Source organism: Arthrobacter sp. B1I2, from assembly GCF_030816485.1.
In the GTDB taxonomy this organism is placed as follows: Bacteria; Actinomycetota; Actinomycetes; order Actinomycetales; family Micrococcaceae; genus Arthrobacter.
In genome coordinates this window covers 426725-448260 of the sequence record NZ_JAUSYC010000001.1, presented here as the reverse complement: position 1 = coordinate 448260, position 21536 = coordinate 426725, and the positions used below count along the sequence as shown (strand labels likewise).

The following is a 21536-nucleotide window of genomic DNA, read 5'->3' as shown; positions in this document are numbered from 1 at the left end:
CGCACTGTCAGCCGGCAGGAGCTTAAGAGGCTCCACCGGCCGCGCCCAACACGTCCTTGGCGGCATCCCATGTACTGATTTCGCATCCGTTGGTCCGCGCGAAGGATGAGTCCACGGCAACTCCGTCCACCATGCCTGTGACGGTTGCCTTCTGGGGGCCGCCGTATTGCTGGGTGCAGGGCTGGGAGGTTCCCGGCGCCGCCGGAGCCGCAATGCCCGGGTTGGCCTTCAGCGCCGCGCAGGCCGCAGCGGCGTGGGGGTGGCTGCTTTCCCCGGCGGGCGTGCCGGAGGTGCAGACCAGGGTGTAGTTGAGTTCCGCCGCACCCTGGGACGGGACCACGGTGATGGCGAGTTCAGCGTTCCCCTGCCCCGGGCCGGCACTTGGCCGCGACGTGGCGGGGGCAGGGGCCGGCAACGAGGTTTCGGTATCGGCGGAGGGCGTGGCAGGGACGCCGGGAGTGCTCCCGGCGGGGGAGGAAGTGCTGGCGGAGGCCGTAGAAGGAGCCGTTGACGCGGACGTGCCGCTGTCAGGAGTGCCGCTGCAACCGGAAATTAGTCCGGCGCCGACTGCCAGGAATGCTGCGAGCATCCGAAAACTGTGCATCGGGCCACCTCTCCTTTGTCCAGTAAGTCTAGTCGCTTGACCCGTTGCCGGAAGGCCCCGGTCCGTTCCTGCCGCCACTCATTCTGAGGTGGCAGCGATCAGGGCCATCATGGACCCGTGCAGTTCGGTGACCTGTTCCCGGGTCAGCCCCAGCCGTTCCATCATGGTCCCCGGCACCTGCAGTGCCTGTTGCCGCAGGGCGGCGCCTTTGGGTGTCAGTTCGACGGCGAGTGCACGCTCGTTTCCGTCCGCGCGGCGCCGCGTAATAAGTTCCCCTGCTTCCAGCCTGCGGAGGAGCGGGGAAATGGTTGCCGGCTCCTGGGCAAGCGCCTCGCTGATGTTCCGCACAGTCCGGGGGCTGTCTTCCCACAGGCAGAGCATCACCAGGTATTGCGGATGTGTGAGGTTGAGTTTCTCGAGTACGGGTTTGTAGGCCGCCACCACACTGCGGGCGGCCACAGTCAGTGCAAAACAGAGCTGATGTTCCAGCAGCAGGTCTTGGTCCCCTACTGCAGCGCCCGTCGCTCCTGCTTCCGTTGCCACCGTGGCGGTCATACATCCTCCAATTGTTAGTGCACTAATCATTAGTGTACATTTGCCGTAGATGATCAAGGATTGAAAGGAACCTCTTCATGGGCAGGGACAGGTCCGCGGACAAGGGCAATGCTTCCCAGCGCTTCATGCGCGCCACTGGAAAGCTGAGGGCCGTTTTCGGTCCCGCGAACCGCACAGCCTTGGCGCACGACATGACTGAAGAAAACCGCAGGCTGCTGGCCCAGCGCCAGGCCGAAACCCAGCAGTGGGAGACCATCACCAGGCCGGACGGCAGCACGTACGTAGTGCCAAGGAACCCTGACGACCGCTCCCTGCGCTAGCATTCCTTCCCTAAAGCACCGGTGCCTTTTCCCTGTCCCGGGCTTAAGATAAGGGCACTGGCTCCCGTCGGAGCCGGCTGCACTTTAACCCGAGGTTCGGGAAGGGGGTGGAAACAGTGGCACATGTCCTCAACAGTTTCATGGGCCTGACAGAGAGGCTCCGCTTCATCTTTGGTCCCGCCACCCGGCTGGATGCCGACACGCCCGTGATGCACAAACACGACGAATTCGAACAGGCTTCCGAAGAGGACCTTTCACATTTCGTGGTGGAAACCGATTCAACCGGCCACCACTACGCGGTGCGCCGGGAAGACCTGGAACGCGAAAGCTGATCCTGTCCTTACGCTGCACGAAACCAAAAAGCCGGACTGCCTTCCTCTGCGGGAAGGCAGCCCGGCTTTTCCTTGTCGCGCTCAGCGGCCGCTGCCGCCGTAAACTGTCGCTTCGCTTTCGGTGTCGAGCCCGAATGCTTTGTGGATCACCCGGACAGCCTCGTCCAGCAGGTCTGCGTGGGTGACCACGGAGATGCGGATTTCCGAGGTGGAGATCATGTTGATGTTGATACCGGCGTCGGACAGCGCCTTGAAGAAGGTGGCGGAGACGCCGGGGTGGGAACGCATGCCGGCGCCGATCAGGGACAGCTTGCCGATCTGCTCGTTGTATTCGATGGCCTCGAAGCCAATCTGGTCCTGTGCAGCGTGAAGGGCGGCCAGGGCGTCGGCACCTTCGACGATGGGCAGGGTGAAGGAGATGTCGGTCTTGCCCGTGCCGTGGGTGGAAACGTTCTGGACGATCATGTCGATGTTCGAGTGCGCGTCGGCGATGACCTGGAAGATCGCGGCGGCCTTGCCGGGAATATCGGGGACGCCGACCACGGTGACCTTCGCTTCGGAACGGTCATGCGCAACGCCGGAGATGATTGGCTGCTCCAAGGCAACTCCCTCTTGAGTGGTGATCTTGTCGTCGGCGCTGGGGATGACCCAGGTGCCTTCATGCTGGCTGAATGAGGAACGGACGTGCAGCGGGACGCCGAACCGGCGGGCGTACTCCACGCAGCGCAGGTGCAGGATCTTGGCGCCTGAGGCGGCCAGTTCCAGCATCTCTTCGCTGGAGATGGTGTCGATCTTCTGGGCCGAGGGGACCACGCGCGGATCGGCGGTGTAGATGCCGTCAACGTCGGTGTAGATCTCGCAGACGTCCGCTTCGAGGGCTGCCGCCAGAGCCACCGCCGTGGTGTCGGAGCCGCCGCGGCCCAGCGTGGTGATCTCGTTGGTGGCCCGGCTCATACCCTGGAAGCCTGCCACGATGGCGATGTTGCCCTTGTCCAGCGCGGTACGGATGCGGTGTGGGTCGACGTCGATAATGCGCGCCTTGCCGTGGATTCCGTCGGTGATCATGCCTGCCTGCGATCCGGTAAAGGACTGGGCGGACGCACCGAGCTTGTTGATGGCCATTGCCAGCAATGCCATGGAAATGCGCTCACCGGCCGACAGGAGCATGTCCATTTCGCGGGCGGGGGCGGAATCGGTCACCTGGGCAGCGAGGTCCAGGAGTTCATCCGTGGTGTCGCCCATGGCCGAGACGACCACGACCACCTCATTGCCGGCTTCCTGGGCATCAACGACGCGCTTGGCCACGCGCTTGATCCCGTCAGCGTCCGCAACGGAGGAGCCGCCGAATTTCTGCACGATGAGCTGTTTGGTCACCGCGCCGGCGGCGGGGGCCATCTGCGGCTGCGTTGCGTTGTGCACTTCGGTAGTGGGCGTACTCATGCGCGTACCTTCATTGGATCAATTGGAGTTCTGGAGGCCAGGCAGCCTGACGCCGCGAGGGCGCGACTTTCCTCCGACAGTTTATCGCCGTGCCCGGAGCGGCGTTGAATTGTGACCACATACCGGCCATCGCATGCACGGGTGCCGGCAGGCAGGGCTGCGGCAGGTCCACCCCGGATTGACGTACGACGGCGGGTGCCGGCCGGATGCCTCAGCCCAGGGCGTTGCGGCGGCCTTCGAAGGCGCGCCCCAGGGTAACTTCGTCCGCGTACTCCAGGTCCCCGCCCACGGGAAGGCCGGAAGCGAGGCGGGTGACGGCGATGCCGATCGTCTTGAGCATGCGGGCCAGGTAGGTGGCCGTTGCCTCACCTTCGAGGTTGGGGTCGGTGGCGATGATGACTTCCTGGATTTCGCCGTCGTTCAGCCGGGTGAGCAATTCGCGGATCCGCAGCTGCTCCGGCCCCACTCCGGCAATGGGATTGATGGCGCCGCCCAGCACATGGTAGCGGCCGCGGAACGAGCGGGTCCGCTCCACGGCCAGGACGTCCTTGGACTCCTCCACGACGCAGATGACGGCGGGATCGCGGCGCGGGTCCCGGCAGATGTTGCACAGTTCCTGCTCGGTGACATTGCCGCAGACGGTGCAGAACTTGACCCGTTCCTTGACCATGGTGATTGCTTCCACGAGCCGCTTCATGTCCTGGGGATCGGCTTCAAGGATGTGGAACGCCAGCCGCTGTGCGGACTTGGGGCCCACCCCCGGAAGGCGTCCGAGCTCGTCGATAAGCTCCTGGACAGCACCTTCGTACACGTTTCCCTCTTTAGTTTGGTGTGGATGGGGGATGGAACAGTCAGCTGGTTATGGCTGCCGGGGCTGCCTTGCCGGCGGTCAGTAGCGCGGCGTGACCGGGCTTCCGTCGAGAGACCGCTCCTCGATCAATTTTCCGCCCAGGATGCGTTCGACGGCGGCCCGGCCGAAGACGCCGGATTCCTCGATAGTCTCATCGTCGGCGCTTGGCACGTCCTGGACAAAGGCGCTCGGTGCGGCGGCGGCCCTGGCCGGTGCCTTGGCACGCCCGGCCTCGGCTTCAGGGCTGCTGGAGAGCCGCTGGTAAAGGCTTTGCCGCGTTTCCGTTAGTGCGGCCGCCGGTGCAGCTGCCGGCTGCTGGGGACGGGAGGGCGCAACCGTGGCCTGCGCGACGGTGGTCTGGTTAGCAGTTGTCTGGGCAAAGGGGGCCTGGGCAACCGTGGCGGGTGCGGCGGAGGCCATGGCAAATTCGGGCGCCGGAGCACGGCCAGGGGACGGCGCCGGATAGGTGCCAGAATCCGGCCCCACATGACCGGTGCCGGAAACTGACCCCGAACCCCAGCCTGGCCCCGCTGCAGCAGCAGCCGTGGATGTTTGGGCCACGGGGATGGTGGGCGGCACCTGGGCAGTTGCGGGGGCATAATGCGGAACGGTGCCCTGTGTTCCGATGTTGTCCTGTTCGGAGGCAGGTACGGTCTTGGCACCCACGTTGCTCTTGTCTCCGACCACCCAGACGCCCGGGGCCTGTTCCACAGCCCGCGTCCAGGGATCGTGGGCCGCGGCCGCAGGCCGGCTGACGGGCTGGGCAGCGGTGTCCGTGCCCGAACCAGCCGTTGCAGCACTCCGGGGATGTTCGGGAGCGTCGTTGTGGCCGCCGGAGGCTGACTGGCTGCTGCCAACCGCAGGGGATGACGCCGCAGTCCCGTTGCCGGACCGCACGGACGGCTCCCAGTCCATGGGAGGTTCCTCATCCAGCGGGGGAGCGTCCTCGTCCCGCGGCGCACCCCAGTCGTCATCGGAGTAGGAGTAGTCGCCCCCGGAAGACGGGTATGGGGACTGGCCGGCGTCCCGGCCGGATGCGTTTGCAGGACTTGCCGTGCCCTGGACGTCGGGCTGGGCAGGCTTTGCGCCCTGGTCGCCGAGCACGTTGGCGTCAGTCACCGGACGTGTCCCTGGCGGGGGGACCGCCGCAGGAGTCCGCTCCGCTGCGGCCGCCGGGCTTGCAGCCACGGCACTACTCCCGGAACCTCGACCAACGGCGGACCGGGCAGTGGAGGAGTTCGGGGCAGGGGCGGAGCTTCCGGAACTTCTTCCGTCCAGCGGGGCAGCGGGGGTTGTAACGGATGTGGGGCCCTGTGCGTCTGAAGCGGGTTGTGCAGGCGCCGGAGCAAGCCCCCACGCGACGTCAGCTGAAGTGGCCGGAACTACCGGGCTGGCGGGTACTTTTGGGTTTGGCTCAGAGCTCGTTTGGCTGGTGCCGCCGGCAACTGCGTTGATCTGGCAGTCGATGCCGACGGTCTTGTGGATGGCCTGGCGCAGGTTGTCCGAGTGGTCCGCCCTGCCGAAGGCGCCGGCCAGTCCCTGCGTGGAGAAGGACAAGGTCACAACACTGCCATCGAACGCGCTGACCTGCGCATTGGGCTCCACGAGGGCCCAGGTGCTGCGCTTGATTTTGGACAATGCCTGCAGGACGTCCGGCCAGGCCCTGCGGAGGACCTCCACGTCACCCATGGCGGGGGGAGCGGCAGGGACGGCCCTGGCGTGGGCGTCCTGGTGCGGCGCCGGCGACTGGTGGCCGGGGGCGTGGGTGGCCGGGGGTTCGTGGCTGGGCGTGTGGTGGCTTGGGGCCTGCGGGGTTTCCTGTGCCTGGGGTACGGCCGCCTGGGCGGGCGCCTGCAGGCTCTCGTGGGACTGCGGAGCTGCATTGGCTTGGGACGCTGGGTTGATTTGCGGCGCGGGGTTGGTTTGCGCCGCTGGCTGACTGGTAGCTGCAGCGGTGGGGCCCTGCGGTGTCCGGGCACGGGCCGCTTCCTCGACAGGCCAGTCGCTGGTGCTCACCCGCGGCGGTGTCAGCTGGCTCCGGGGACCATCGGCGGCGGGACCCACCGGCTGCGTCCCGGAAGCGGCCGGCACGGCGGGAGCGGGCTGGGCCGGCGTCGGGCCGGCAGGACCGGGCTGGATCGGCGCGGACTGGGGCGGCATTTCCTGTGCACCCTGACGTGCAGGGCCCACCGTCTCCTGCGCGGGCCGGGGCCCCTGCGCGAAGGTTCCGGGAATGGAGGCAGGCGCGGTTGCCGGGGCTGCCGCTGCTGGTCCTTCCGCAGCTGCCGGCACCGCCGTTGCGGGAGCACCGACGTCGTTCCCTGCGTAGTTCAGCCGCCGCTCCACCCGGTCGATCCGGGCCGCCATGCCGCGTTCGTTCTGTTCGGAGCTGGGCAGCAGGATCCGCGCGCACAACAGTTCCAGATGCAGCCGCGGAGACGTGGCTCCGGTCATTTCGGTCAGGGCCGTATTGGTGACATCCGCGGCGCGGGAAAGTTCAGCGGCGCCAAGGTTGTGGGCCTGGTTCTGCAGGCGGGCAATCTGGTCCTCCGGCGTTCCGCGCAGGATGGCATGCGCACTTTCGGGCATGGCCTGGACGATGATGAGGTCCCGGAAGCGCTCAAGCAGGTCCTCCACGAACCGGCGGGGATCGTGGCCGGTCTGGATGACCCTGTCCACGGCACGGAAGACTGTGGCGGCGTCGGAGGCGGCTACAGCCTCCACGACATCGTCCAGCAGCGAGGCGTGGGTGTAGCCGAGCAGTGCGACGGCGAGCTCATAGTCCAGACCATTGGGTCCGGCGCCCGCCATGAGCTGGTCCAGGACGGAGAGCGAGTCACGGACCGAGCCGCCGCCCGCGCGGATGACCAGCGACAGGACGCCGGGGGCCACAGGAACGTCTTCCTGGCGGCACAGGAGCTCGAGGTAAGCCATCAGCGGCTCGGGCGGCACCAGCCGGAACGGGTAGTGGTGCGTGCGGGAACGGATGGTTCCAATGACCTTGTCCGGCTCCGTGGTGGCAAAAATGAACTTGATGTGTTCCGGCGGCTCTTCCACAATCTTCAGCAGGGCGTTGAACCCGGCGGAGGTGACCATGTGGGCTTCGTCGATGATGAAGATCTTGTAGCGGTCCCGCACCGGGGCGTAGGTGGCGCGCTCGCGGAGGTCCCGGGCGTCGTCGACACCGCCATGGCTTGCCGCGTCAATCTCGATGACATCAAGGGAGCCCGAGCCCCCGCGGGCCAGCTCTACGCAGCTGGGGCAGGTTCCGCAGGGGGTGTCCGTAGGGCCCTGGGCGCAGTTAAGGCAGCGGGCCAGGATGCGGGCGGACGTGGTCTTGCCGCAGCCCCTGGGGCCGGAAAAAAGGTAGGCATGATTGACGCGGTTCTTCCGCAAAGCCGTCATCAGCGGCTCGGTGACATGCTCCTGCCCGATAACGTCAGCGAACGAGTCGGGACGGTATCTGCGGTACAGGGCGGTAGTAACTGTCACAGAGAAAACCCTACCAATCCGGGCTGACATCGTGCCGCCCTGTGGGGGAATAGTAAAGACCCCCCATGCACCCGCCAGAGCCCGCCTACCCTTGCTACCTTCCGGTCCTGGGGGAGTTCAACAGGATGACGCCACATGAGGGGCCGTCAGATACATTACCCGAACATCGGGCGCGACTCGAATCGGGTTCCCCAGCCTTCCCCACTGGCCTCGTCGGCTCCGGCGCAGGGTGCGGAGGCCGTTCGGATCACGGAATTTCATTGCTTATCCCTGCTCCAGCCACGATCATGGATACGTACACCGATTGGGGCAATCTCAAGATTGTGAGCTGCGTGGCCTGGTTGGACGGGACGGACTAGGCAGCTCAACGGTGCAACAGGGAATGGGCGCATTGGGGGCGTCCATTTTCAAATTAAAGCGCCGGGCGGGAACCTCCGCGCAGGGCGGACGGGGACGCCGAAATGGAGCACCGGACAGTCCGGGAACCCTGCTCCGGGCGGTCCAATTGGGCGATGGCGAAAAGTTCAGGTAGTCTAGTACCTGCTTTTGATTCAGAAGCAGTTGGAGAATTCGCCTAGCGGCCTATGGCGCACGCCTGGAACGCGTGTTGGGTTAACGCCCTCGGGGGTTCAAATCCCCCATTCTCCGCCGGTTAAGAACCCGGCCCCGGTCTCCGGGGCCGGGTTCTTGCGTTTCCTCGGTCATTCGCCTTGGCACAGGGCTTTTTAGGCTACGTCTGCTGAAGGTTCGCCGAGCTGCCTCAGGCGCTGCCGCGCTGCCAGCTCGCTGGGGCCCATCCGCCTGCGGGGGCCACCCAGGGCGAGATGCACGACGCCGAGCACCACTTTTGTGGCCAGCCTCACCGGCAGGGGAAAGGGGCCCAGCCGGGGAACGGAAAGTCCGAGCATCTGGCGGTACCGGGGCTCCAGGCTGTAGACGGCAGCGGCAAACAGGATCCGGTAACCAGGCTTCAGCAGGGGATGCAGCGGAGCATCGCGGATGAACCGCACGGTTTCCTTCACCAGGCCGTCCGCACGCAGCCCGCCCTGCGCGTACCACTGATCCAGCTGGCTGCGCATCTCCGCTTCCGTCAGCGGCGGGTTGTCCACTCCCATCAGCCGCCCGGCCTGGGCCCACTCCCGGACGTAGGCGTCTGCGCCGCCGGGAATGGGGCCGCCCCAGATCTTGTGGGCTGCGAGGAAGCCGTCCGTGAAGGCGATGTGGATCCAGCCGGCCAGTTCCGGATCGTTGGCACTGTAGGTGCGTACTCCGCCGTCGTTGTCCCGGTAGCGGCCCTGGACCGGCTCATGGAGGTGGCGGACACGCCTTGTTGCTTCCTCCGCAGCTGCCGTGGAACCGTAAGTCACCGAAAAGATCCAGCGGATGGTGTTGGCAAGCCGGCGCAGCGGGTCTTCCCGGAAGTTGGAGTGTTCGTGCACTCCTGCCAGAGCGCCCGGATGGAGCGACTGCATGAGCAGCGTGCGGATTCCGCCAACAATGGGGGACATCGAGCCGTGTACTGCCCACACCGCGGAACCGGGCAGGTGGTATCCCGGATCGTCGCCTTCTGCCAGCCGCAGCGACCATTCCGGTGGGGCATCGGCCTTGCCTGAGAAGGTCTTCTTGATTTCGTCCTGCCATGTACGAAGGACATTGCGCATGAGATATTGTTGCCCATTTCCGCGAGGCCAGCTCGATCCGCTGGCTGAAGTGCGGAAACTCCAATCCCCTAACGCCCACAAAAAACCCGCAATGTGCAGCCATGGGGTTTCCACGCCTGCGGCGCTGTGGTCCCATGGGACATACCGTCGAGACAACGTGCGGCAGGCCACGTCGTGGAGTTAGTCATTGGGCAAGAAATCCGTGCACGGCAACAGGAAGCCGGACCAGCGTACGTTTTCCCCCTTTGCCCGCGCCGTCGCCACTGCCGGGGTGCTGGCAGCCTCCGTCTACGCCGTCAACATTTCTGCCGGCTCGGCAGAACCCGTGCGGTTGGCGGGATCAGTTGCCGGCACCGGGAGCAACCCGGGTGCTGCTGCCTCCGGCGGAACCTCCAGCAAGGGCAACCTTGATGAGGCGCAACGGGAACCTGCTCCGCCGGCGTCGGACCAGGTTGGTGCAGCTGCCCTTCCGCCCGCCATCCTGTCCGATCCGCAGGTCAGCCTGGCCTTCCCACGCACGCCAGTTGGGAGTGTTACCCAGGACTCCACCAGTGCCTTGACAGTAGGCGCGGCGCGCATGGGCAGGCCTGGAGCAGGCTTCCTGATGGCACCGCTTCAGCTCCTCGATCCGAGCTCGCCGTTCGGTTTCCGGGTCAGTCCGCTCAGCGGGACGGCGGGGGATTTCCACCTGGGCCAGGATTATGCAGCGGCCTGTGGCACACCCGTCCATGCGGCTGATTCCGGTGTTGTGCGCGCCGCCGGATGGCACCCCTGGGGCGGTGGCAACCGGGTGGAGATCGACCACGGCGACGGGCTCATCACCACCTACAACCACCTTGAGTCCATCGGTGTCCAGACCGGCGACAAGGTGCAGGTGGGCCAGGTGATCGCTCGTGTTGGCACCACCGGATGGTCCACAGGCTGCCATCTTCACTTCGAGGCCATCCTGAATGGACGCTATACCAACCCAATGAGATGGAGTTTCCTCCAGCTCCACGAGCTGCGCCAGGGACTTCCTGCCGGGATGGTTTCCTATTCGCCTGGCAAGGAACTGTCCGGCGGCAGGGTCAGCTGGACCATCCCCCTCCAAGTGGACCCCGGCGGCGGGTTCCCCGCAGGTCTCCAGGCCTCACCCTTCCCCCCACTCCTGCCGGCTCCTCCCGCGCCTGGGCCGGCGGAGGCGACGGGCATTGTGCTTCCGCCTCCCAACGTTGAATTGACGACGACGACCCCGCCTCCTGCTGAACCTTCGGGAAGTGCCGCGCCGCCTTCGCCCAGCCCGGCCCCCAGCGACCCCGCGCCTTCACCGACTAATGGGGCGACGCCGGCTGGTACGGCCACGTCGACGTCGTCGCAGACTGACACGGCAACGTCGACTGATTCGGCAACGTCTACGTCGACTGATACGGCCACGTCGACGTCGTCGCCGACTGATACGGCCACGTCGACGTCGTCGCCGACTGATACGGCCACGTCTACGTCAGCTGATACGGCAACGTCTACGCCGACTTCCTCTCCGGCTGGTACGGCCACGCCGACTGATACGGCAACGTCTACGCCGACTTCGTCTCCGACTGAGCCGACGTCGTCCATTTCTCCAACTGCGAGTGAGCCTTCGCCGAACCAGCCGTCCACCACAGTCCAGCCGTCTACTGCCCCAGTTTCTTCCGCGCCTGATCCGGCGCCCAGCGAGCCGCCGCAAAGTGAACCATTGCCGAGTATTCCGTTGGCCACAACGCCAGCACCGCCGCCAACGACACCTGAACCTGCACCCGCTCCGGCGCCCCCCGCTGCTGTGCCGGCACCCGACCCCATACGGCCGCCCGCGGAACCCTTACTAACGCCAGGCGAGCCAACCCCGACGCCAACGCCAAGCGAACCGACGCCGACGCCAAGCGAACCAGCACCAACGACGCCGCCGGCATAGGAAATCTCCACTCCGGACCCGTACCTTGGCGCGCAGGCAACGAACTTCCCACATGAACAACCTTCCGCAGACCCGACAGCCAGCGCAGCTGTACCCAATTCCTCTGGTCCTCAACGACGGCACGAGGACAGACTTCGGCCAGTTCAAGGGAAAAGTGGTGTTGGTGGTCAACGTGGCCTCCAATTGCGGCTTCACCCGCCAGTACGCCGGCCTGGAGGCTCTTTACGGCAAGTTCCGTGACCGGGGATTCGAGGTCCTGGGCGTTCCCTGCAACCAGTTCGCGGGGCAGGAGCCCGGCACCGACAGCGAAATCGCGGAGTTCTGCGAACGGAACTTCGGTGTCACGTTCCCCCTGACGGCCAAGGCCGACGTCCGGGGCAGGAACCAGCACCCGCTGTTCGCCGAGCTCACCAAGTTCAAAACCGGGCTGCTCCCCGGGTTGGTGAAGTGGAATTTCGAGAAGTTCCTGGTCAACCGCGAGGGCGAGGTGGTGGCCCGGTTTGCGCCCACCGTTGAGCCGGATTCGGCCGAGGTCATTGACGGAGTCGAGCAAGCGATCGGATAAACCCGGGCTTGGCCGAATTGGGTCTGCAAAAGCGCAGTTCTTCCAACTTTTTCCACATCAGCTACGGCGATTCACCCCACGTTTGCCAAATGTCTGATTGGATAAATATTACTGAAGGGTACAAGGGAAGAACGGCTTCCCACCGACCATAGAGGTAGCAATGGAGCACATCGAGGCCGAACATCCACGGCCACGCCACTTCCTACTACACCTGAGCGATCCCCACCTGGTGGGAGGTCCAGAACCCCTCTACGGGACTGTTGACAGCGAAGCCCGGCTCGCCCAGCTCTTTGACGAAGTCAGAGCGTCCGGGGCCAAGCCGGAAGCCGTGATCTTCACCGGCGACCTCGCTGACAAGGGCGACCCCCAGGCGTACGTGAAGCTGCGGGCCATTGTGGAGCCTGCCTGCAGGGAACTCGGCGCCAAGGTCATCTGGGCCATGGGGAACCACGACAACCGGGCCAACTTCCGCAAGGGGCTGCTCGACCAGCCCGGCAGTGACGAGCCGGTGGATCACAGCTACTTCATCAACGGGCTGCGCGTCATCACCCTTGATACCACCGTCCCTGGCTTCCACCACGGCGAACTCAGTGCCGCCCAACTCGAGTGGCTGGCCCGTCAGCTGGAAACCCCCGCCCCGGACGGCACCATCCTGGCCCTACACCACCCTCCGGTCCCGTCCGTGCTGGACCTTTCCGTGCTGGTGGAGCTCCGCGGCCAGGCGTCACTGGCCGCGGTGGTCCGTAACTCGGATGTCCGCACCATCCTGGCCGGGCACCTGCACTACTCCACCACAGCCAGCTTCGCCGGTGTGCCGGTCTCGGTCGCGTCAGCCTCCTGCTACACGCAGGACCTCAACGTTCCGGTGGGAGGCACCCGCGGGCAGGACGGCGGCCAGGCCTTCAACCTGGTGCACGTGTACGAGCACACCATCGTGCACTCGGTGGTCCCAGTGGGCACCTCGCGCACTGTTGGCGAGTACGTGTCACCCGAGGAGACTGCCCGGCGGCTGGAGGCTGCGGGGATCCGGATCCCGGAGACCACCAAGCAGCGCGGCAACACCAAACTCGGGGTGCCCAGCACGCACTAGGCCAAGCGCCCACACCAGGGCGCGGCAAAGGTTGGTCTACTTCTCCCAGGGTGCCTTGATGGGGAAATACCTCTCCAGGAAGTCCGTCACCACTTCGGCGCGCTCGTCCGCGCTGACCTCAGGGAAACTGCCGTCATTCAGGCAGAAGAAGTCCACGTTCCGCTTGGCGAGCAGCTTGGGCAGGTACTTCAGCCCTGACCGCATGGTGGTGTCCACGTAGCGCACCTTGGCGGCTGTCTGTGTGACGGCCCGGCCGGTGAGCAGCGCGTAGTAGTGGTAGAACGAGTTGGTCACGGAGATGTTGTCCGCTGCGCGGAACCGGCTGGCCGCCGTTTTGCGGAATTCCGCCGGGAACTCCTCCTCCATGTTGCCCACTACGCTGCGCCGCAGGGGTGCGGCTGTGTGCTCCAGGTGCCGGGTGGTGATCCGGCCGAACCGGTTCCACAGGAGCTTCCGGTTCACCCGGGCGGCATTTTCGAACCCGCTGCGTTCTGCGGCGTTCTCGCCCAGGCCAATCCTGGTTTCCGCCTCGATGAACTTGGTGATGCCGCCTGGGGTGAAGAACATGTCGGGGCCCACGGGGCGGCCAAAGAACATGTCGTCATTGGAGTAGAGGAAGTGCTCGGACAGCCCCTTAATGTGGTGCAGCTGGCACTCCACGGCCTGTGAGTTGTGGGTGGGCAGCACGGAGGGGTCGGAGAAGAACTCTTCGCTGCGGACGATCGTGACGGCCGGGTGCTCTGCCAGCCAGGCAGGAGCAGGGGAGTCCGTGGCGATGAAGATACGGCGGATCCACGGCGCAAACATGTATATGGACCGCAGCGCGTATTTGAGTTCGTTGATTTGCCGGAACCGGGCCTCATGGTCATCGCCTTCGCCGAGGACAACACCCTGCTGCTGCGCGCGGCGGGCCGCAATGTATTCGGGGGAGCTTCCGTCAACCCACGAGAACACGATGTCGACGTCGAAGCTGATGTCGCTGGCGTGGTCGGCAAACATGTTCTCGATGGTGGGCCATGTGTGGCCGTAGCGTTCAACGGTGCCGCGGACAGCGTCCTGGCGCAGCATGGTCCTGCGTGTCAGGGAGTTTTCGATGGGGAGGATGAGCTCTTCGCCCTCGAAGGACCACAGCTCGATCTGGACGCCGGCAGAGGCGCCGAACTCGAAGCCGCCCACCGGTTCCACCCGGGGCCGGTACAGGCGGAAGATGCGTCCCTGCCGGTTGGGCGAAAGCTCACCGTCGGCAACCAGGACGGACGTTTTCTTCTTGGCATCCACCGTCATGGAATAGAAGGGCTCGTCCCGGCATGCCTCCACCAGGGCGGCCCGGAGCTTCTTCCGGTCCTTCCAGTCCAGGGCCAGGACGGGCCGGTCGTTGTTGCCGCGGACCAGGAGATACGAGAGGCCCGCGTTTGCCAGGACATTGCGCAGGAACAACAGGTCCTCAACCATGGCCTGGTACGGGGTCCTGGTGTCGTTGATCAGGGCATAGCGGCCCTTGTGCCGGATGACGTCGGGCCGGTGCCGGAGCCGCTGCTCCGCCGCCGCTGACGTGATCTCGGCATGAAATTGTTCCTCCACGGACGCCTGGCCGCCGTAGTAGACCTCGTCCTGAACCGGTGCTTCTGTAATGGTTGTCTCCGTGCTGATGGAAGTGGGCATTCTTACCTGCATGATAGTCCTGCCGGGGTAACGGCATGTTTCGCGCCGCCGTCGGGCCCCCACGGCGAGCGTCCGACGGCGGCCCGGCAGGGGCTCAAACGTCCAGCGCCTCCCGCCACGCGCGCAGGAAGGCGCCGCCGGCGTCGTCGTGGATCACTGTTGCCTCCAGCCCCAGGTCCGTTGCCGTCAGCACGGGATAGGGCTTGCTGGGTACGCCGTCGGCCGGCCGCACGTCCACGTGCTTCACGGGGTGGTCGTTGTGGTGCAGCCAGTCCGCCATGGCGTAGTCCGTGCGGGAATCGCCCACGGTCCGCCAGGCTGCCGGGGTGATGCCCTGGGCCGCCAGCAGTTCCACCGCCCGGCTGGCACCCAGATCCTTCCCCAGCCGCACCGACTCGATGTCGGTGGAGATGATGGTGGGATCCACGCGGTAGTCCACCTCGTCGTCGGAATTCGGGGCGTGGTGGTCCAGCCGGACCACGCCAAGGCCGTGGCGGGCCATGAGTTCCACGGCATCGGTGTCAAAGAGTTTCTGTTCGGCCAGGTAGTCGGCGCTGGGTACGTTGATGTGCTGCTCCACGGACACCATGGCCCGCTTGGTCTCATCGAAGAACATGTGGGCGGCGTAGTCCTCTGCCACCAGCCGACGGATGTCATCGCCGTACGCGGCCGGAACGGCAAGCTCCCGGTCCACGTGGATGGGGCCCGGCCCTGAAGAGGTGTAGCTGAACCAGACGGCGCCCTTTTCGCAGATGGCGTGGATGACCGTTCCTGCCGGAATGCCGGCCGCGATCATGGGTTCCATGACCTGCTCACGGATGAAGGCGTCAGAACGGCCGGTGTTGAAGATGACGGGAATCCCTGCCGCTGCGAGGGCCACCAGGTCAAGGATGATGTCCGGCTTGACGTCCCGCGTCACGGGGCTGGCCACCGGCCCGTCCACGTCCAGCAGGAGCGCCAGCGGCGGGGCGGACCGGAGGCGGATTCCGGGCACGGGCATGGCAGGGGACTCGGATGCTGTCATGGGTCCATTCTGTCAGCAGGAGCGGCACCGCCCGCCCTGTGCCCGCGCCCGGGGGACGGGGCATGTGCGTATGGTCACTGTTTGGCTACAACCTGACGCCGGTCCGCCCTGCTACTTTCGCTGGAGCTGCGCCGTGCCTACTGTGGCATGGTGATATTCAAAGCTGTGGGCGAGGGCCGCCCTTACCCCGACCATGGTTACAGCACCCCCAAGCAGTGGGCATCGCTGCCGCCGCGACCGGTCCGGCTGGACGAGCTGGTGACCACCAAGCGAACCCTTGACCTGGAAGCGCTCCTGGCGGAAGACTCCACATTTTTCGGGGACCTCTTCCCGCACGTGGTGCAGTACCAGGGGACCCTCTACCTGGAGGACGGCCTGCACCGTGCAGTCCGGACCGCCCTGCACCAGCGCACCGCGATCCACGCCCGGGTCCTGGTGCTCGATGGCTAGGAAGCGGCCGAAGGACCCCGGCGTCCTTCACGGCCACCATGTTGTTTCCGGTCCTGAGCTGCGCGCGGCCATGCAATCGGCCGAGGACGCCGATGAGACCGCCAGGGTCCGCCGCCGCGTGCTGCACGGGGTGGTGCTGGTCCTCCTGATTGGCCTTATCGCCGCGGGCATCATCGTTGCCCTGGCCGTCATTGATGGCCGGCTGAGAATTCCTGCCGCAGAGCCGGCCCCAGAGCCGGTGTCATCCTGCCCGGCCTCGATGTTCGACTACACGCCCAACGACAAGATCAACCTCAACGTCTTCAACTCCACCAGCCGGCCCGGGCTGGCCCGCTCCGTGGCCGATGAGTTCCTGGCGCGGAAGTTCGTGGTGGGGAACGTATCGAACATCAACGCCGGCTACCGGGGTGTGGCTGCCGTGGTGTCAGGTGCGGCCGGACAACCGGCCGCGTTCACCCTGCAGCGCAACGTGCCGGGGTCGGACTACTTCCAGGACGGCAGGACCGATGCCAGCGTGGACGTGATACTCGCGCAGGACTACAAGTCGCTCGTCCCGCCGGAACTGGTGGATCAGACGCCGGGCAAGCTCAGCTGCCCGCGGGAAAGCCGGCGTACAGCGGACCCTGACAAGCTGCCTGTTACTCCGGCGTCCTGACTCTCACTCAGCCGTCTCAGCCTCAGCCAGCTGCCCGAAGCCGGGCCACGCGGATGGGCCGCCCGCCGTCGTCGAACCTGGCGCCGGCACCCAACTGGATGAAGCGCACCGTCCTGGCCACGCGCGCCTCCAGTTCGGCCGGCTCGTCGCTGCCCCTCGCCGCGCTGGAGGACAGGGTGCCCAGGATCAGCTGGGACTGCTGGCCCACGTCCGCCACGGGCAGGTACCCCTGCTCCATGCCGTCACGCAGGATGCCCTGCAGCAGGACGCTGAGTTCACCCACGTGGTCGGAGAGCTTGGCAAAGGACGACGGCGACAGCACCGCCCCCATGGCAGGCCCCGGCGGGAGGTGGCGGCGGCTGAGGTCGACCACCTGGGCGCGGACGTACAGTGCCAGCCGCTCCACCGGGTTCTCCAGCCGGTCCAGCGATTCGCGCAGGTCGGAGAGGAACTTCTCGGTCTCATCCAGGGCGTAGGAGATGAGGAGTTCTTCGATGTCTGCGTAGTAGTTGTAGACGGCGGTGCGCCCAATTCCTGCATGCCGTGCCACGTCCGTCATGGTCAGCCCTGGCAGGCCATGGGTGAAGAGGAGCTCGCCGAAAGCGGTGAGAATGCGGCGCTGGGTGTCCGCGCGTTGTTCGGCGTTGCTGGCCGCTGAAATCCTGGGCATGCAGACACTTTACCGCGATGTGTCAGTAAAAAGCGCTAAACCGCGCAGCCTTCAGGGCCGCAGGCTTCAGCGTCGGAGGAGTTGACCAGGACCAGCGGGTTTGCATCCTGCCAGGCCTGGTTGAGGGCGGCCGTGAACGTCTCCGTGGGCTGGGCACCGGACAGCCCGAACTTGCGGTCGATCACGAAGAACGGAACGCCGCTGATACCCAGGCCCTGGGCCTCCTGGAAGTCGAGCCGGACCTCGTTCGCGTACTTGTCCGTGGTGAAGAGTCCATCCACCCCGGTGGCAGGCAGGCCAAGGTCGTTGCCGAGGGAGGCCAGGTACTCCCGGCTGCCGATGTCCTGGCCGTGCTCGAAGTGGTCGCTGAGCAGGCGCTCCTTGGCCGCATCCTGCCTGCCGTGCGCCGCCGCAAGGTGGATCAGCCGGTGGGCGGTGAAACTGTTGGCCACCACCACTTTGTCGAAGTGGTAGTCAAGGCCTTCGCCCTTTGCCTGCTGCGTCACGTGCTCGAACATCTGCGAGACCTGCTGGGCCGGCATGCCTTTGCGGGTGCTCAAGTACTCCAGTTCGGTCCCGTCGTAGCGTTCCGGCAGCGTGGGATCCAGCTGGTAGCTCCGCCAGGTGACGTCGACGGCGTCACGGTGGGGAAATGCTGCGAGGGCGGCCTCGAACCGGCGCTTGCCGATGTAACACCACGGGCAGGCAACGTCTGACCAGATCTCAATTTTCATGGTTGGTACAACCCGCCGGGCGCAGGCGCCATTCCGGCGCCTTGTTATGAGATGCACCACACGCGCGGCCCTTGTGGCCGGAGCAATCCTGCGGAATAGTCGGATCAGAGGTCATGAATCGGGCCCCTTCGAAACTCAAAGCATCGCGGCGGACGACAACGCCCGGTGGAGTATTGCCCGGCCAGCTGGGGAGCCCGGCCTGTCAAACCTGGGAGGCCAGGAATGCGGATTGGACTTGTCACAGGGCCGTGGATTCCTGTGCCACCGGCAACATACGGTGGAACGGAAAGAGTAGTGGATACGCTGGCCAGAGGCTTCGCAGCCGCCGGTCATGAAGTGCTGTTGGCGGCACCGTCAGACAGCAGTTGCCCAGTGCAGCTCGTTCCAGGGATGCGGCCCACCGACTACGAGGGACTGGGCAGCACCCTCGCCGAGCTCAGCCATGTGGTCAGGGCCTACGAAGGGCTCCAGGACGTGGACATCATCCACGACCACACCCTGGCGGGCCCCCTCTACCTGCACCGGCCAGGCGGGGTGCCGTTGGCTACCACTATTCACGGCCCAATACATGGCCAGGCTGCGGACATCTACCGTGCCGTTGCCAGGAATGGCGCTGTCATCGCTATCTCAAGGGACCAGGCGTTGAGCGCTCCCGACGTTCCCGTCACGCGGGTGATCCACCATGGCATGGATCTTTCAGCTGTGCCGGTGGGTACCGGAAAGGGCGGGTACCTGTGCTTCGTGGGCCGGTCGTGCCCCGACAAAGGACTGCTTGAAGCCATCACCATCGCCCGGCAGGCCGGACTGCACCTCAGGATCGCGGTCAAGATGCGGGAGCCGGAAGAGGTCCGCTACTTCCGGGAAGTTATTGAACCACTGCTCGGCCCCAACGAGGACTTCATGGGCGAGGTGGACGACGTGGAGAAATACCGGCTGATGGGGGAGGCCATGGCCTTCCTGAATCCTATTCAGTGGTCCGAACCTTTCGGGCTGGTCATGATCGAAGCCCTGGCGACAGGGACACCGGTGGTGGGGACATCCATCGGTTCAGCCCCGGAAATCATCGATCACGGGCGCACGGGCTTCCTGGGGAAGACTGATGAACTGGCGGACCTGGTTCCGGCAGCAGCAGCGCTGGACAGGGCCGTTTGCCGCAAGGATGTGGAGGAAAGGTTCAGCGCGGAGCGAATGGTTGCAGAGCACCTCGAACTTTATGGCCAGCTCGTTGCAGGGAGGCGCCTTTAGGGGTTCCGCATCATTCCCGGGTGCACCAGAATCGATAGGGACAATGCTGCTTCCCCGATCCCCCGGGGCAGCTTTCCCCTCAGGATGGAGCCCTTCCATGACCGCCTGGAACGAAGATAATGAGGCCTCCGGGTCCGACGTGGGCGCCGTGACCGTCCTGGAGGGCTCTTCGTTTTGTATCTCCGCCGGAACCGGTGACATCAGTCACGACGGCGGCACGAACGGAGCGTTCTACCAGGACACCCGGATCGTTTCGCGGTGGGTGCTCCGCATCAACGGATCAAGGCGCGAACCGTTGTCAGCCCAGCGGCCGCAGCCCTTCGAGGCAACGTTCGTGGGCCGTGCCACCTGGCCGGGCGGCAAATTCGACAGTCCGTTGGTGGTCCGTCAGACCCGCCATATCGGACCAGGCCTGCAGGACGACATCACCCTGGAGAACTACGCAGCGGAACCCGTCGAGTGCCGCATCGAGCTCCTCGTGGATGCCGACCAGGCCGATCTTTTCGAAGTGAAGGGCGGCCGGACCACGGGACCGGACGACACAACCCGCACAGTGGTGGATGGAAAGCTCATCATTGAAGCGGCACGGCATGGCCAGCAACGGGGCTCCGCCATCGGAGCCCGCGGTGCAGACGTGGGCACGGATGGGCTCCGCTTCCATGTCACCATCCCGGCCAGGGGCAAGTGGGCCACCAGCGTGATCGTGGTGCCGCTGGTCAATGGTGAAGCGCCGGAAAAGCCCTTCAGGGAAGGCCAGCTGCCGCATCACCGCGAGGGCGTGCGGCGGCACCTGGCGTGGGAAGAGAACGTTCCGCGGATCAGCATCGAGGACGCCAGCTTCCAGAACGTGCTCAACCGGAGTCAAAGCGATTTGGGTGCGCTGCGGATCTTCGATGCCCACCATCCCGACCGCGCTGCCGTGGCCGCCGGAGCGCCGTGGTTCATGGCGCTGTTCGGGCGGGATTCACTGCTGACCTCCTACATGAGCATGATGGTCAACCCCAACCTCGCCCTGGGTACGCTTCAGACCCTGGCCGGGATCCAGGGAAAAAAGGTGGACCCGGATTCAGAGGAGGAACCGGGCCGCATTCCCCACGAGGTCAGGCTTGGCGTCACAGCAGGCCTGTCGCTGGGCGGCACGGCGTATTACGGCACAGCCGACGCAACCCCCCTTTTCGTGTCCACCTTGGGCGAACTGAGCAGGTGGGGGCTGTCCCGGGACGCGATCCAGCCGCTGCTGGCGCATGCGGACCGGGCCCTGGAGTGGATCGAGAAGTACGGCGACCGCGACGGCGACGGCTTTGTGGAATACCTTCGGCCCAACGACCATGGGCTGGTGAACCAGGGCTGGAAGGACTCCTGGGACGGGATCAACTTTGCGGACGGGACCATTGCGGAAGCTCCCATAGCCCTCTGCGAGGTCCAGGCCTATGTCTATTCCGCCTACCTGGGCAGGTCATTGCTGGCCCACTGGAGCGGTGATTCGGGCCTGGAACAACACTGGGCCGGAAAGGCGGCAGCCTTCAAGGAGGAGTTCAATAAGCGGTTCTGGCTGCCGGACAAGGGCTATTTTGCGGTGGCGCTGGACAAGGACAAACGGCACGTTGATGCCTTGACCTCCAACATCGGCCACTGCCTGTGGACGGGCGTCGTGGACGAAGACAAAGCCGGGTCCGTCATGGAGAACCTGATGTCCCCGCAGATGTTCACGGGCTGGGGCATCCGCACGCTGGCCTCCGACATGGGCGCCTACAACCCTGTCAGCTACCACAACGGCTCGGTGTGGCCCCACGATACTGCTCTGGTGGCCACCGGGCTGATGCGGTACGGGTTCGTGGACGAGGCCAAGCAGGTGGCCTCGGGCATCCTCGAAGCCGCCCGGCATTTTGACGGCCGGCTGCCGGAGTTGTTCTGCGGGTTTGACCGCGGTGAGTTTCCCGGCCCTGTTCCCTATCCCACCGCATGCTCGCCGCAGGCCTGGGCCGCGGCAGCGCCGGTGCAGCTCGCGCGGATCCTGCTGCGGTTCGACCCCGTGTTCACCCGCGGGGTGGTGCACCTGGCGCCGATCCTGCCGGAGTCCGTTGGCTCGTTCCGGGCGGAAAACGTCCTGCTGGATACAAGCCGGGTGACGATCACGGCCGCCGGATCGGCCGGCACTATCGAGGGCCTCCCGCCGGGGCTGAAGCTCCTGGCCGAACCGCGGCCGCCGCTGGCCTATCCGGTGGAAGGGATGGCCGCCGGCAGGCTTTCCTGACGGCCG

19 protein-coding genes, 1 tRNA gene, 1 other RNA gene and 1 pseudogene are annotated in these 21536 nt (G+C 65.6%); 10 read left to right on the top strand and 12 right to left on the bottom strand.

From position 1 onward, the window contains the following. Positions 1-22 precede the first annotated feature (22 nt). Positions 23-604 carry an SSI family serine proteinase inhibitor gene (locus tag QFZ57_RS02005; RefSeq protein WP_306897559.1) on the bottom strand — a complete coding sequence of 194 codons (582 nt, stop codon included), beginning with the start codon at positions 602-604 and terminating at the stop codon, positions 23-25. A gap of 78 nt (positions 605-682) precedes the next feature. Next, positions 683-1159, bottom strand: coding sequence for a MarR family winged helix-turn-helix transcriptional regulator (locus QFZ57_RS02000; RefSeq protein WP_306897557.1), 477 nt, complete (start codon positions 1157-1159; stop codon positions 683-685). Positions 1160-1236: 77 nt separating this feature from the next. Here QFZ57_RS02000 and QFZ57_RS01995 point away from each other — a divergent pair, with 77 nt between their 5' ends. Next, positions 1237-1479, top strand: a complete 243-nt coding sequence (locus QFZ57_RS01995; RefSeq protein WP_306628807.1) for a hypothetical protein — start codon at positions 1237-1239, stop codon at positions 1477-1479. A gap of 116 nt (positions 1480-1595) precedes the next feature. Further along, on the top strand, positions 1596-1811 hold the full coding sequence (locus tag QFZ57_RS01990) for a hypothetical protein (RefSeq protein WP_306628806.1): 216 nt from the start codon (positions 1596-1598) through the stop codon (positions 1809-1811). A gap of 81 nt (positions 1812-1892) precedes the next feature. Here the strand turns inward: QFZ57_RS01990 and QFZ57_RS01985 are convergent, their stop codons facing one another. From QFZ57_RS01985 to ffs, 4 genes are all read right to left on the bottom strand, one after another. Further along, positions 1893-3251 (bottom strand): aspartate kinase, encoded by a 1359-nt coding sequence (locus QFZ57_RS01985; protein ID WP_306897556.1) that lies wholly within the window; start codon positions 3249-3251, stop codon positions 1893-1895. 211 nt (positions 3252-3462) lie between these two features. Next, positions 3463-4062 (bottom strand): recombination mediator RecR, encoded by a 600-nt coding sequence (gene recR / locus QFZ57_RS01980; RefSeq protein WP_306628804.1) that lies wholly within the window; start codon positions 4060-4062, stop codon positions 3463-3465. Between the two features lie 78 nt (positions 4063-4140). Further along, positions 4141-7623: a DNA polymerase III subunit gamma and tau gene (locus QFZ57_RS01975; RefSeq protein WP_306897552.1), complete on the bottom strand. Its 3483-nt coding sequence runs from the start codon at positions 7621-7623 to the stop codon at positions 4141-4143. A gap of 21 nt (positions 7624-7644) precedes the next feature. Beyond that, positions 7645-7741, bottom strand: an RNA gene (gene ffs / locus QFZ57_RS01970) — signal recognition particle sRNA small type. Between the two features lie 415 nt (positions 7742-8156). Here ffs and QFZ57_RS01965 point away from each other — a divergent pair. Continuing rightward, a tRNA-Ser gene (locus QFZ57_RS01965) sits at positions 8157-8241 on the top strand. A gap of 77 nt (positions 8242-8318) precedes the next feature. Here QFZ57_RS01965 and QFZ57_RS01960 read toward each other — a convergent pair. After that, complete coding sequence (locus QFZ57_RS01960) at positions 8319-9254, bottom strand: oxygenase MpaB family protein (protein ID WP_306897550.1); 936 nt, start codon at positions 9252-9254, stop codon at positions 8319-8321. Between the two features lie 577 nt (positions 9255-9831). Here QFZ57_RS01960 and QFZ57_RS01955 point away from each other — a divergent pair. Further along, positions 9832-10164: pseudogene (locus tag QFZ57_RS01955) on the top strand (M23 family metallopeptidase); the annotation flags it as partial. 122 nt (positions 10165-10286) lie between these two features. On the opposite strand, the gene QFZ57_RS01950 reads toward QFZ57_RS01955, so the two are convergent. Then, the gene (locus tag QFZ57_RS01950) at positions 10287-11192 is read right to left on the bottom strand and encodes a hypothetical protein (protein WP_306901637.1); all 906 of its coding nucleotides are present in this window, start codon (positions 11190-11192) and stop codon (positions 10287-10289) included. Positions 11193-11233: 41 nt separating this feature from the next. Here QFZ57_RS01950 and QFZ57_RS01945 point away from each other — a divergent pair, with 41 nt between their 5' ends. Beyond that, complete coding sequence (locus QFZ57_RS01945) at positions 11234-11746, top strand: glutathione peroxidase (protein WP_306897548.1); 513 nt, start codon at positions 11234-11236, stop codon at positions 11744-11746. A 160-nt stretch (positions 11747-11906) separates the two neighbouring features. Further along, positions 11907-12836, top strand: coding sequence for a phosphodiesterase (locus tag QFZ57_RS01940; protein ID WP_306897546.1), 930 nt, complete (start codon positions 11907-11909; stop codon positions 12834-12836). A gap of 36 nt (positions 12837-12872) precedes the next feature. On the opposite strand, the gene QFZ57_RS01935 is transcribed toward QFZ57_RS01940, so the two are convergent. Then, positions 12873-14498, bottom strand: coding sequence for a stealth family protein (locus QFZ57_RS01935; protein ID WP_306897544.1), 1626 nt, complete (start codon positions 14496-14498; stop codon positions 12873-12875). A 94-nt stretch (positions 14499-14592) separates the two neighbouring features. Continuing rightward, positions 14593-15522, bottom strand: coding sequence for a hypothetical protein (locus tag QFZ57_RS01930; protein WP_306897542.1), 930 nt, complete (start codon positions 15520-15522; stop codon positions 14593-14595). Positions 15523-15672: 150 nt separating this feature from the next. Here QFZ57_RS01930 and QFZ57_RS01925 point away from each other — a divergent pair, with 150 nt between their 5' ends. Together QFZ57_RS01925 and QFZ57_RS01920 are read left to right on the top strand one after the other, a co-directional pair. Further along, on the top strand, positions 15673-15972 hold the full coding sequence (locus QFZ57_RS01925; RefSeq protein ID WP_026264985.1) for a type II toxin-antitoxin system VapB family antitoxin: 300 nt from the start codon (positions 15673-15675) through the stop codon (positions 15970-15972). Further along, positions 15965-16627, top strand: coding sequence for a LytR C-terminal domain-containing protein (locus tag QFZ57_RS01920; protein ID WP_306628797.1), 663 nt, complete (start codon positions 15965-15967; stop codon positions 16625-16627). Before QFZ57_RS01925 ends, QFZ57_RS01920 begins: the two co-directional genes overlap by 8 nt. Positions 16628-16649: 22 nt before the next feature. Here the strand turns inward: QFZ57_RS01920 and QFZ57_RS01915 are convergent, their stop codons facing one another. Beyond that, on the bottom strand, positions 16650-17297 hold the full coding sequence (locus tag QFZ57_RS01915; RefSeq protein ID WP_306628796.1) for a TetR/AcrR family transcriptional regulator: 648 nt from the start codon (positions 17295-17297) through the stop codon (positions 16650-16652). Positions 17298-17332: 35 nt separating this feature from the next. After that, the gene (locus tag QFZ57_RS01910; RefSeq protein ID WP_306897539.1) at positions 17333-18031 is read right to left on the bottom strand and encodes a DsbA family oxidoreductase; all 699 of its coding nucleotides are present in this window, start codon (positions 18029-18031) and stop codon (positions 17333-17335) included. A 222-nt stretch (positions 18032-18253) separates the two neighbouring features. Between QFZ57_RS01910 and QFZ57_RS01905 the strand changes: the two genes are divergently transcribed. Both QFZ57_RS01905 and QFZ57_RS01900 read left to right on the top strand, forming a co-directional pair. Continuing rightward, positions 18254-19276, top strand: a complete 1023-nt coding sequence (locus QFZ57_RS01905; RefSeq protein ID WP_306897537.1) for a glycosyltransferase family 4 protein — start codon at positions 18254-18256, stop codon at positions 19274-19276. Positions 19277-19373: 97 nt separating this feature from the next. Beyond that, positions 19374-21530 carry an amylo-alpha-1,6-glucosidase gene (locus tag QFZ57_RS01900; protein WP_306897536.1) on the top strand — a complete coding sequence of 719 codons (2157 nt, stop codon included), beginning with the start codon at positions 19374-19376 and terminating at the stop codon, positions 21528-21530. Positions 21531-21536: the final 6 nt, after the last annotated feature.